This is a genomic window from Polyangium sp. y55x31 (genome assembly GCF_029946505.1).
In the GTDB taxonomy this organism is placed as follows: Bacteria; Myxococcota_A; Polyangia; order Polyangiales; family Polyangiaceae; genus Polyangium.
Genome location: NZ_JARZHG010000041.1, coordinates 35104 through 46800 on the forward strand (window position 1 = coordinate 35104; position 11697 = coordinate 46800).

At 70.1% G+C, this 11697-nt stretch carries 8 protein-coding genes; 6 read left to right on the top strand and 2 right to left on the bottom strand.

Features of this window, described 5'->3' with window-relative positions; translation table 11 throughout:
- The first annotated feature begins 354 nt into the window (after window positions 1-354).
- The 6 genes from QHF84_RS41875 to QHF84_RS41900 all read left to right on the top strand — a co-directional run bounded on the left by QHF84_RS41875 (window position 355) and on the right by QHF84_RS41900 (window position 9630).
- Window positions 355-2478, top strand: a complete 2124-nt coding sequence (locus QHF84_RS41875; RefSeq protein WP_281319173.1) for a hypothetical protein — start codon at window positions 355-357, stop codon at window positions 2476-2478.
- A gap of 132 nt (window positions 2479-2610) precedes the next feature.
- The gene (locus QHF84_RS41880; protein ID WP_281319174.1) at window positions 2611-3930 is read left to right on the top strand and encodes a hypothetical protein; all 1320 of its coding nucleotides are present in this window, start codon (window positions 2611-2613) and stop codon (window positions 3928-3930) included.
- Complete coding sequence (locus QHF84_RS41885) at window positions 3927-5297, top strand: cation:proton antiporter (RefSeq protein ID WP_281319175.1); 1371 nt, start codon at window positions 3927-3929, stop codon at window positions 5295-5297. Before QHF84_RS41880 ends, QHF84_RS41885 begins: the two co-directional genes overlap by 4 nt.
- A 66-nt stretch (window positions 5298-5363) precedes the next feature.
- Window positions 5364-6539 carry a hypothetical protein gene (locus QHF84_RS41890; RefSeq protein ID WP_281319176.1) on the top strand — a complete coding sequence of 392 codons (1176 nt, stop codon included), beginning with the start codon at window positions 5364-5366 and terminating at the stop codon, window positions 6537-6539.
- Between the two features lie 71 nt (window positions 6540-6610).
- Window positions 6611-8029 carry a pitrilysin family protein gene (locus QHF84_RS41895; protein ID WP_281319177.1) on the top strand — a complete coding sequence of 473 codons (1419 nt, stop codon included), beginning with the start codon at window positions 6611-6613 and terminating at the stop codon, window positions 8027-8029.
- The gene (locus QHF84_RS41900) at window positions 8026-9630 is read left to right on the top strand and encodes a pitrilysin family protein (RefSeq protein WP_281319178.1); all 1605 of its coding nucleotides are present in this window, start codon (window positions 8026-8028) and stop codon (window positions 9628-9630) included. The genes QHF84_RS41895 and QHF84_RS41900 overlap by 4 nt, the downstream gene beginning before the upstream one ends.
- 61 nt (window positions 9631-9691) lie before the next feature.
- Here QHF84_RS41900 and QHF84_RS41905 read toward each other — a convergent pair whose 3' ends face one another.
- Together QHF84_RS41905 and QHF84_RS41910 are read right to left on the bottom strand one after the other, a co-directional pair.
- Window positions 9692-10264: a hypothetical protein gene (locus QHF84_RS41905; protein WP_281319179.1), complete on the bottom strand. Its 573-nt coding sequence runs from the start codon at window positions 10262-10264 to the stop codon at window positions 9692-9694.
- Between the two features lie 94 nt (window positions 10265-10358).
- Entirely contained in the window at window positions 10359-11609 is a 1251-nt protein-coding gene (locus tag QHF84_RS41910) for a DUF6600 domain-containing protein (RefSeq protein ID WP_281319180.1), read from the bottom strand.
- Window positions 11610-11697: the final 88 nt, after the last annotated feature.

Here is an 11697-nt window from a genome sequence, read left to right on the forward strand (position 1 = left end):
GCATCTCCTGTGCGCGTCGGGAGTTCCCTGACGCCTTCGATCACGCTCGAAAAATTCCCGGAAAAACCCATGTCGAAATCCAGTCGTGGTAGCAGCGGAGCCCATGCAGGTGCGACCCGAGGCGCGCGAGATGCGCACGAAACTGGCGCGAAGACACGCAGAAATGAGCCGATTGGGGGGTGTCGGTGTTCACTTCGTCGTGTAGTGTCGTTCGTTGGACGTGAAGCGAGTCGATGCATCTGAAAACCCTCCTCCCATGTCGGTGATGTCATGACCTCCATCGGCGGACGACACGGCGAAGCCGCTCTGGAACCTGCACACGGTGCCTCGAAGGGACAACGCGCCTCGCGCGCCTTGGACCCCGAGCCCGCGTCCGACGAGACCGGAAGCGGATCGCTCCGCCGGCTCGATCACATCCTCCGCGCGCTCCCCGACTCCGAGCTCGCGGCGCTCATACGCCGCCTCGGCATACGCATCGACACGCAGAAGCGCATCGATGCTCCCTCGCAGGTCGCCCGCGCGCTCGTCGGCATCCCCGACGTGCGGGATCCGTCGCGCCTGCAGGCGTCGAGCCGGGAGCTCTTGCATCGGATCGCCGAGGCCGGCGGCGCGCTCGTCGTGCCGACGCTGCCCGCGGGGCTCGAGCCGCTCGTCGCGCGTGGCGTGGTGTACGCGTGCAAGATCGACGAAGGCATCGAGCTCGTCCTTCCAACCGCGTTCCTCGTGCAGCTCAAGTCCTGGGAGAGCGAGGACCCGCGCGCCCTCCGCGCGCTCCTCTCGCAGGCGTCGTTCGAGACGGTCAGCGCCGTGGCCGCGCACTACCTCGGCCGCCCGGCGACGCCGCCGATCGCGCTCTCGCTCGAAGCCGCATGGGAGACGCTCTGCGACACGGCGCGCTTGCAGTCCGAGGTCGAGCGGCTCGCGCCGGTCGAGCGTCGCCTGCTCGAAGCGATCGAGGCCGTCGGCGGCGAGGTCGACACGCAGGAGCTGCTCGACCTCGAGCGTGAGCCCATGCGCCTGCGCGGCGCGACGGGCATCACGGCCAGCCGGCGCGGCGCGGGTTTCGCGCTCGAACGCCGGGCCTTCCTGATCCCGATCCACCCGAACCGCCACGTCATCCCGACCGAGATCGCGACCATCGTCGGCGCCGAGCGCCGCAAGGCCCGCGAGGCGCGCCGCGCGCAGATCCGCTCGTTCGTCCTCGAAGAAGATCACGCCCCGCGCCGCGCCCGCTTCGCGCCCGATCCGGGCATGATCGCGCTCGGGCTGGCGTACGCCGTGCGCGAGCCGGGCAGCGACGTTCGTCCCGGCGTGGGCACGCCTCGCTCGCTCCTCGTTCGTCTCGCCCAGCGGTTCGGCCGCGACGTGGAGATGATCGCGCTCTCGGCCGCGCTCTCGCGCGCCATCGGTTTGTGGGAGCCGTCCGCTGCCTCCGCGGCCACGCCGCCGGGATCCCTCGCCGTGCACGAGCTCGGCCGCGTCCTCTTCGACACGTGGCGCCGCGGCGGCGCGTGGGACGAAGCGCGCCCCGAGCGCGAGGTTTTACGCGCCGCCTCCGAGGGCCGCGAGTCGAGCCCGATCAGCGCGCTGCGCGAGATGGTCATCGACGCGTTGCAAGAGCTCGGCGAAGGCCGCTGGGTGCCGTGGGCCTCGCTCCGCGGCTACCTCGCCGCGGACGATCGGATCGGCGGCGTCGAGCGCTTGTTGCGCCGCTGGGCCGATCGCACCTCGAACGAGGCCCCCGAGGTCCTCGAGATCACCCGCCGCATCGCGCTCGAGTCCTTGCCGGCGCTCGGCATCCTCGACCTCGGCGGCGACGATCTCGACGACGGCCCCGCCTTGCGTCTCACGCCGCGCGGCCGCGCCCTGCTCGCGGGCACTTCGCCGAGCTTCGATCCGTCCCCGAGCCACTTCGTCGAGACGCAGATCCTCCAGATCGCCCCCTCGGCGCGCATCGCGCACGTGCTCGCGCTCGTCCCGTTCGCCGAGATCACGCGTGTCGGCGAGAAGGTCGACCTCCTCCTCGCGCCCTCGTCGATCGCGCGCGCCCTCTCCGCGGGGCTCGAGAGCGACGCGCTGCGCGCGCGGATCGAGGCCGTCGCGAAGCTCCCCGAGGGCATCTCGCAGATGCTCATCCAGGCGAGCGTGGTGATCGGCCGCGCGAGCTTCGTCCCCGCCGCGGGCTTCTTGTGGGTCGAGGACGCGGAGATCCGCGAGCTTTTGCGCACGCGGCGCCCGGCCTCCGAGCTCTTCATCGATCCGTCTCCGCCGTCCGGCTTGCTCCTCGCGCCCGACGTCGATCTCGAGCGCCTCGTTCGTCGCTGTCGCGCGCTCGGCGTCGAGGTCGAGTGCGACGGCAACCTCCTGCGTGCGCGCTCCGTCACGCCGATGCCTTCGAGCCAGGAGGCGCCCCAACGCGCGCCTTCGACGAGCCGCGGTCGTTCACGAACGCCGGCGCCGCGCACGACGCGCTCCTGACGGAGGATCACGCACGCCCGGAAATGCGTGCGTGGCCGTGAGGCGCGGCGCTCGGCTACGCGCGACGCGGGCTTGCTCGAGCGCGCTTTCCGCAGGCATGGCGGCCGATCTTGGCTGATACTCGACGTTGCCATGCACCCCGATCGGCTGCGAATCGTCATCGGCCTCGCGAGCGCGCTCGGGCTGGCCGTGCTCCTCGCGCAGCCGAAGGTGAAGGCGCTCGAGCAGCGCTTCGGCGTCACCGTCCTCATCTCCGCGGGCGTGCCGTTCCTCGTGATGGGCGCGGTCTTCTCGCTCGACAGCGTCGGCATCTTGACGCCGCAGGTCCTCGTCGACCTCAAGCCTGCGTTCGAGTTCGGCCTCGGCTGGGTCGGGTTCGTCGTGGGCCTGCACTTCGACGTGCGCAAGCTCGACGCGCTGCCTGCGTCGCTCGGGCCCGTCATCGTGCTCGAGTCCGTCGTCCCGATGCTCACGACCGCGGGCCTCTGCGCCATGGCGCTGCTCGGCATGGGCGTGCCGTGGGAGCGAAACGCCTTCGCGCGTGACGCCCTCGTGCTCGCGGCCTGCGCGGCGCCGAGCGCGCCGATCAGCATGGAGCTCTGGGAGCGCCGCGTCGGTCGCAAGGCCGCGCGCATGATCGACGAGGTCACGAGCATCGACGAGGTCGCGGGCCTCGCGCTCCTCGGCGTCGTCGCGATCCTCTTCCGTCCGGAGAACGTCGCGACGCGCTGGTCGTTGCCGCCGTCGGCGTGGCTCCTCGTGACGCTCGGCCTCGGCGGCGTGCTCGGCATCCTCACGTACGTCCTCTTGCGCGGCGCGCGCAACGCGGCCGAGGAGCTCACGCTCTTGCTCGGCGCGGTCGCGCTCTCGGCGGGCGTCGCGGGCTACCTCGCGCTCAGCGTCCCAGTCGTCTGCGCGATCGCGGGCGCCTTGCTCGCGAACCTCCCGATCCGCGACCTCGAAGGCTTGAAGAAGACGCTGCTCGACGTCGAGCGCCCGATTTACCTGATCTTCCTGCTCGTCGTCGGCGCGACGTGGCGGCCGCTCGAGTGGCAGGGTTGGCTCCTCGCGACGGCGTTCGTCCTCGCGCGCGTCGCGGGCAAGCGCCTCGGCGCGATCTGGTCGAAGCGCGTGGGCCCGAAGGAGCTGCCGAGCGCGCGCATGCTGGCGATCGCGCTCGCGCCGCAGAGCCCGAGCTCGATCGTCCTCATGGTCAGCGCGGCGACGCTGTATCACGGCTATGGCCCCGAGCGCGTGCGCTGGGCGATCAACGCGGTCCTCATCGGCGGCGTGCTCACGGAGGTCGTGGTGCGGATCCTCGAGTGGCGGCGCCGTCGCACCGGCGTGGATCTCACGCCGATCCCGCCGACGCGCGTGCACGCCCCGGAGCCGCCGAAGCCCGTGGCCAACGAGGCGCCAATCATCACGACGACCCCGGAGGGCAGCGCGTGATCCGCGCGGCGCTCGTCCTCGCGCTCGTCGCCGGCATCTCCTTTGCCGCGCGCTCCTTCTTGCCTGCGGACGCCACGATCACGGGCTCGGGCGCGGCGCTCGCGTTTGGCTTTTTGCTGATCGCGGCGATGCAGACGGGGCACATCTTCCACGATCTCCGCCTCCCGCACCTCACGGGCTTCATCCTCTGCGGCGCGCTCTTCGGCCCCGAGGTCCTCCGCCTCATCACGCCGTCGATGCTCGGCGACCTCACGCTCGTGAAGAAGGTCGCGGTCGGGCTCATCGCGCTGAACGCTGGATGCGAGCTCAACTTCGCGCGCCTCCGCCCGAAGATCCGCAGCATCGGCCTCGTCTCGATCTTCGCCCTCCTCACCGAGTTCGTCCTGCTCTTCGGCTTGTTCTCGTTCGTCCTCGGTCGCATCGAGTTCACCGCGGAGATGACCTCGGCGCAGCGCCTCGCGGTCGCGCTCATCTGCGCCACCGTCCTCTGCGCGCTCTCGCCGGCCGTCGTGATGGGCATCCTCAAGGAGACCCGCGCGGCCGGCCCGCTCAGCGAGATGTGCCTCTCGATCGTGGTGCTCGCGGATCTCGCGGTCGTCGTTGCCTTCTCCTTCACCGAGTCCGTCGCGCGCGCCGTGTTCCCGCCCGACGCTGCGGCGGGCGGCGCGGGCGGGCACTCGATCTTCGGCGCGCTCGCGGTGCACATCTTCGGCTCCATCGCGACCGGCATCGCCGTCGGCCTCGTCTCCGCGCTCTACATTCGCCGCGTGGGCCAGCGCATCGGCCTCTTCGTCTTCGCTGTCCTCTTCGTCGTCGCCGAGATCGGCGGCGCGCTCCACCTCGACCCGTTGCTCGTCGGCCTCTCGGCGGGCCTCTTCCTCGAGAACATCAGCCCCGTCAGCGGCCACGAGGTCATCCACGAGACCGAGGTCGCGGCGATGCCCACCTTCGCCGTCTTCTTCGCGGTCGTCGGCGCCGAGGTGCACCTGCACGCCTTCTTCTCGGTCGCGCCCTACGCGGCCATGGCCGCGCTCGCCCGCGCGGCGGGCATCTACGCCGGCGCTCGCTTCGGTGCTCGTGTCGCGAAGGTCGATCCCGAGGTCGCGGCCCGCGTCCCGTTCGGCATGTTCCCGCAGGCCGGCGTCGCGATCGGCCTCGCGAACCTCGTCGCGAGCTCGTTCAAGCCGTGGGGCGCGGGCGCAGCCACGCTCATCCTCGGCACGATCGTCATCAACGAGATGCTCGGCCCTGTCCTCTTCCGCATGGCCCTCTCGCGCGCCGGCGAGATCGGCAAGAAGCGCGAAGGCAGCCTCCTCGATCTCCCTTCGCACGCCCCCACGCCCGAGGCCGACGTCGAGGCCACGTGATGCGCGGTTCGCGCGCGTGGCCTTTGCGCCGCGCTTGCTTGTAACATCGCGGATCGGAGGACATAGGTGACGAGCGCATTCGATCCGGGCCCTTCGGGCGACACGTTCCCGTGCGGCCAGTGTGGCGCCAAGCTCGGCTACGACGCGGGCGCGCAGGCCATGAAGTGCCCTTATTGCGGCTTTCAGCAGGCCATCCCCCAGGCGCCCGGGGGCCTCGTCCGCGAGATCCCGATCGAAGAGGGCATGCGCCTCGCCGCGCGTGGCTACGGCACGCCTGTCTCGCAGGTGAGCTGCCGCGAGTGCGGCGCGACCGTCAACGTCCCGCCTGGCGAACAGACGGCGACGTGTACGTTCTGTCGATCGCACCAGGTCCTCACGCAGGAGTCCGCGGGCACGGCGATCCGCCCCGAGTCCGTCGTCCCCTTCAAGATCGACAAGAACAACGCGAACCATCGCTTCGAGGAGTGGATCGGCTCGCTCTGGTTCCGCCCGAACGACCTCAAGAAGATGGCCAAGGTCGAGGGGTTTGCCGGCGTGTACGTCCCTTACTGGACGTTCGACGCGCGCGTCGACTCGTCGTGGACCGCCGAGGCCGGCTATCATTATTACGAAACCGAAACGTACACGGACGAGCAGGGCAACCGGCAAACGCGGCAGGTGCAGAAGACGCGCTGGGAGTCCGCGCGTGGCCGTCGCACCGACGCCTTCGACGACGTCATCGTGTGCGCCTCGAAGGGCCTTCCCGAGAACCTCGGGGACAGCTTCCGCACCTTCAACACGGGCGAGCTCACGCCTTACCGCCCCGAGTTCCTCGCCGGCTGGCGCGCCGAGTCCTACGCGATCGATCTCATGCCCGCGTGGGACACGGGGCAAACCATCATGGCCTCCACCCAGTGGAGCCGCTGCAGGAGCGACGTCCCGGGGGACGAGCAGCGCAACCTGCACGTCGACAACCACTTCTCGCACGTGACCTTCAAGCACGTGCTCTTGCCCGTGTGGATCGCGGCCTATCGGTACCAGGACAAGCCCTACCAGTTCCTCGTGAACGGACAGACCGGCGAGGTGATCGGCAAGGCGCCGTATTCGTTCTGGAAGATCTTCTTCTTCGTCCTCTTCCTGATCGCCGTCGTCGTGGGCATCGCCGTCGTCGCCAACCGCCACGAGGCGAAGAGCTCCTCGTCGTCGGACGAGCGCACGCCGACGACCTCGCCTGCGAAGGCCCCCTCGCGAAGCCGTCGCTAGGTTCTTCTCTCCGCACCGAAGGTCGCGCTCGACGCTTGCAATCGTGGGCCGACGGGGCACGCTCTCCGGCCATGCGATCGATCCGTCCTCCCCTTCGAAGGCGCCGCGCGCGAGCCGCGGTGCTCCTCGCCTCTGCGCTCGCGTTCGCCGCCCCGCTCGCCGCGCCCTCGTTCGTCGCGACCGCTCACGCCGAGCAGAAGGCCGAGATCAAGGTCCCGTTCGAGAAGTACACGCTGCCGAACGGCCTCACCGTGATCCTGCACGAGGATCACGCGCTGCCGCTCGTCACGGTGAACACGATGGTGAAGGTGGGCTCGCGCTTCGAGGAGCCGAAGCGCACGGGCTTCGCGCACCTCTTCGAGCACCTCATGTTCATGGGCACGCGCCGCGCGCCGCCCAAGATGTTCGACACCTGGATGGAGTCCGAGGGCGGCTGGAACAACGCGTGGACCAGCGAGGACCGCACGGATTATTTCGACGTCGGCCCCGCGCACACGCTCAAGCTCTTGCTCTGGCTCGAGGCCGATCGCTTCTCCTCGCTCGCCGACGAGATGACGAAGGAAAAACTCGACGCCCAGCGCGAGGTCGTGCGCAACGAGCGACGCCAGCGCACGGAGAACGAGCCGTACGGCAAGGTCGATCTGCGCCTGCCCGAGCTGCTCTTCCCCGCGGATCATCCCTATCACCACCCGGTGATCGGCTCGCACGAGGACCTGCAGGCCGCGACCGTGGCCGACGTGAAGGGCTTCTTCAAGCGCTGGTACGTCCCGAACAACGCCGCGCTCGTGGTCGCGGGCGACTTCTCGCCGGCCGAGATCAAGCCGCTCATCGAGAAGTGGTTCGGCTCGATCCCGTCCTCGCCCGTGCCCGCGGCGCCGCCTGCGACGCCCGTGAAGCTCGACAAGGTCGTGCGCGACACGCTCACGGACAAGGTGGAGCTCGGCAAGGTCGTGATGGCCTGGCACAGCCCCGCGCGGTACGCGCCCGGCGACGCGGAGCTCGACCTGCTCAGCGTGATCCTCACCGACGGCAAGGCGAGCCGCCTCTACAAGGCGCTCGTCTACGACAAGGCGATCGCGCAAGAGGTCTCGGCCTACCAGGCGTCCGGAGATCTCGGCTCGTATTTCCTCGTCGAGGCCATCGCGCGCCCCGGCGTGACCCTCGCCCAGCTCGAAGCCGCGATCGACGAGGAGATGAAGAAGATCTCGAACGAGGCCGTGAGCGCGGCGGAGATCACGCGCGCGAAAAACCAGTTCGAGACGAGCTTCGTCTCGCGGCTGCAATCGGTCACCGCGCGCGCTTCCATGCTGGCCCAGTACGAGACGTACGTCGGGGATCCGGGCTTCGCCGAGAAGGATCTCGCTCGCTACCGCGGCGTCACGCCGGAGTCGCTCCAGCGGATCGCGAAGACCCACCTCGACCCGAACGCCCGCGTGATCATCCACGTGGAGCCCGAAAAGAAGACGAACGGCGCCGGAGGTGCCCCGTGAGGTTTGCCAAGAAGTCGGCCTTCCTTTCGCTCGCCGCGGTGGCGGCGCTCGCCGCGTGCGGCGCCGAGCCGCAGGTGCAGCCGGCCGATCCGACGAAGAAGGAAACGACCCCGCCCGTCGCCGAGGTCAAGCCCGCGGCGCCCGCGGCGGACCTGCTCGGCCCGAAGCCGGAGCTGCCGTCGAGCCGTCCGTTCACACCTCCCGCCGTCGAGACGTTCACGACCAAGAACGGCCTCTCGGTGTGGCTCGTGGAGAAGCACGGCTTGCCGCTCGTGTCGGCGGTGCTCGTCGTGCGCGGCGGGTCCTCGGCCGATCCGGCGAACCTGCCCGGCCTGACGCACATCACGACCGACATGCTCGACGAGGGCGCCGGCAAGCGCAGCGCCGTCGAGGTGTCGAGCGGCATCAACGACCTCGGCGCGACGCTCACGCTCGGCACGAGCGCCGACGCGAGCGTCCTCTCGCTCACCGTGCTGAAGAACAACTTCAACGCGGCGTTCGGCATCTTCTCCGACGTCGTCGCGCGACCGCACTTCGACGCGAAGGAGTGGAAGCGCGTCTCGGAGCTCTGGCAAAACAACCTGAAGAAGCGGTCCGACGAGCCGATGAGTGTCTCGCGCTTGATCAACGCCGCGGTGCTCTTCGGACCGGACACGCCCTACGGACACCCCGCCGACGGCTCGCTCGACGCGGCGGCGAAGCTCGATCTGCCCACCGTGAAGCGCTTCTACACGGAGAGCTTCCGCCCCGATCGCGCGGTGCTCGTCGTGGCCGGCGACATCTCCCGCAAGGAGGTGACCGACATCGTCGACGCACAACTCGGCACCTGGAAAGCGCCGCCCGCGAAGGCCGCGCCGAAGAAGGCGGACTTCCCGGGCCCGCGCGCGGCCTCGGCGCGTCCGAAGCTCGTGCTCGTCGATCGGCCCGGCGCGCCACAGTCCGTCATCGCGGTGGTGCGTGACGGCGTGGCCGCGAACGACCCCGTGCTCCCGCGGCTCGAGCTCATCAACACGGCGCTCGGCGGCTCGTTCACGTCGCGGCTCAACATGAACCTGCGCGAGGAGCATCACTGGGCGTACGGCGCGGGCTCGACGTTCCAGGAGAGCCGCAACAAGGGCGGGTTCTGGGCCATCGCCTCGGTCGAGACGCCCGCGACGGGCGTCGCGCTGAAGGAGATGCTGAGCGAGCTTTCGAAGATGTCGGCTTCAGGCCCGACCGCGGAGGAGCTGGAGAAGGCGAAGGCGCAGGATCGCGCCGACCTCATGCAGACCTACGAGACCGTGAGCGGCACGGCGCGCAGGCTCGCGGCGCTGGCGCGGCTCGGGCTCTCGCCGTCGCACGACAGCGAGGCGACGCGCGCGCGGCAGAGCGCGACGCTCGCGGAGGTCACCACGCTCGCGAAGACGCACGTCGATCCGGCGTCGGCGACGGTGATCGTGGTGGGCCCGCGTGATGCGGTCGGCCCGCAACTCGCGACGCTCGGCCTCGGCGAGCCCGAGCTCTGGGATCCGGAGGGCAAGCCGGCGAACGCGGCGGCGAAGCCCGCAGACAAACCGGCCGCGAAGGCTGCGGACAAGCCGGCGGCGAAAAAGGGCAAGTAGAAGAGGCGGGGGCGGGAAAGCAAAGGCCCGGTCGACGTGGTGTCGGCCGGGCCTTGTTCGTTCACGGCACGGTCGGGACGAAGTCGACCGGGCTCGTCGGGGCGCCGTTGTGCAGGACGCCGTTGCCGAACCAGTACACGAAGCGCGGCTGCGCCACGCCGTCGATGAGGACCTCGAGGCGGAGGATCGCGCCGGGCGTCGTGCTGATCTCGATCGCGTCGAAGTCCACGCCCGTATCGACGTGCATGTCGACCGTCCCCGCGGCCTCGTTGACGTTCACGTGGTCGGCGCCTTCGAGGTCATCCGTCGTGATCGCGTCGATCGTCGAGCTCGTGTCGACGGACATGAAGACGTCGATCGGGCAAACCACGCCGGAGAAGTTCGTGTCGCAGGTCGTCCAGACCCGGTACACGCCGTTCGAGTAGTACTCGACGAACACTCCCACGCCGTCGCCCGGGACTGCGTCGAGCTGGACATCGGTCTCGATGCTCATCTCCATCGGCTGCTCCGGGGGCCGCGGGCCGCCGTTGTCGATGATCACCGTATCGTCATCGTCGTCGTCGACGATGATGCATCCCGTCGTGGTGCTCCCCAGGCCGACGCAGGCGACGAGCCCGAGAACGGCCGGCCACACCGTAAGTGAACCAAGCTTCACGTTGCGTAGAAAAGAAGGCATCGGGCGTGCTCCTGTTCGGCGGTTTCGCAAGAGACGGGCCAAGATCCGCGGGCTACCGCCCTCGTCGCGGCGACGGCGAGAACGAGCGCGACGGCGACGACGAACGCGACGGCGACGACGACGAACGCGACGGCGAGATCGAGGGTCGCGACGGCGAGACCGAGGGGCGCGACGGCGAGACCGAAGGCCGCGAGGTCGAGGGGCGCGACTCCGTCGACGGGCGCGACTCGGTGGCGGGCCGCGAGGGCTTCGGCGAGGAGACGGCCGGCCTCGAGGGCGAGACCGCGGGGCGCGACGGCGACGCGCTCGGCGTGGAGACCTCGCCGCGACCACCACGCACCTCACGCGGGCTGACCTCGCCGCGCGGGCTGCGATCGACCTGCACGCCGCGGCCTTCCGCGTGCGCGCCCTGGGCCCTGGAAACGGACGGCGCGGCGACGAGCCCGCGCGACGGCGCCGGCATCGTCTTCGCTTGCGCCGTCGTGCTGCGGCGCGAATAAGCGACCGCGCGCGCGTCGGGCGCCGAGCGTTTTTCCGGGGCCGCACCGGAGGGGATCTTCGCCTCGGCGAGCGTGGGCGAAGCCGGGCGATACGACGAACGCGCATGCGCGCCGCCGCCGCCGCCCGCCGACGGTTGGGCCGGGCGATACGGACGCGAATGCGCGCCGATGCGGCGAACGACGTCGCGATCCCGCACGACGTACGTGTGCACGTGGCGGTGGAAGACGTAGCTCGACGGGCAGAACACGAACGCCGACGACGGCGTCACCCACACGTTCACTGCGGAGCCGCCGAACCAGTACCAGCTTGGCGCCATCGGAGCCCAGCCGATGTAGCCATAATCCGTCATGCGCCACGTGACCCACGCGGGCGCATACACGCGGCCCGGGATCCAGCCCCAGCCGCGGCCGCCGATCCAGGTCCAGCGACCGTAATGGAACGGGATGTAGCCCCAGTCGTAATCGCTGACCCACATCCAGTTGCCGTCGACGTCGAGCTCCCAGTGGCCCGCCGTCTGATACGGCGCAAAGTCTGCGCCGACGACGCTCGCGCTCGGCACCCAGACCGTGCCGTACGTCGAATCGTCGACCCACGTGCCGTAGGACGCCAGCGGCTCGCGGAAATCGTTGAGCGCCGCGGGATCCGTGTCGACGTATTCATCGGCCGACACCGACACGCTGACTTGCGCGTCCACGGCTTGCGTGGGCTGGAAGCCGTCGGCGTTCGGGGCGGCGGCCTCCTCGGGCGCGTCGCTCGTCCAGCCCTGGGGCAGGCCCGCGGGTGTATCCGCGTGGACTGCCATGGGTGTGAACGAAAGTGCAGCCGCGAGGAGCGACAGCGCGACGGAAGTGAAGCGACGCCCTGGCAAGGCGGGCCGGGGCGCGGGGCGA

What these genes read in the sequence shown, in the direction of transcription:
- QHF84_RS41880 (WP_281319174.1), top strand. Translation starts at nt 2,611, where the DNA reads ATGCACCCCGATCGGCTGCGAATCGTCATCGGCCTCGCGAGCGCGCTC.
- QHF84_RS41895 (WP_281319177.1), top strand. Translation starts at nt 6,611, where the DNA reads ATGCGATCGATCCGTCCTCCCCTTCGAAGGCGCCGCGCGCGAGCCGCG.
- QHF84_RS41910 (WP_281319180.1), bottom strand. Translation starts at nt 11,609, where the DNA reads ATGGCAGTCCACGCGGATACACCCGCGGGCCTGCCCCAGGGCTGGACG.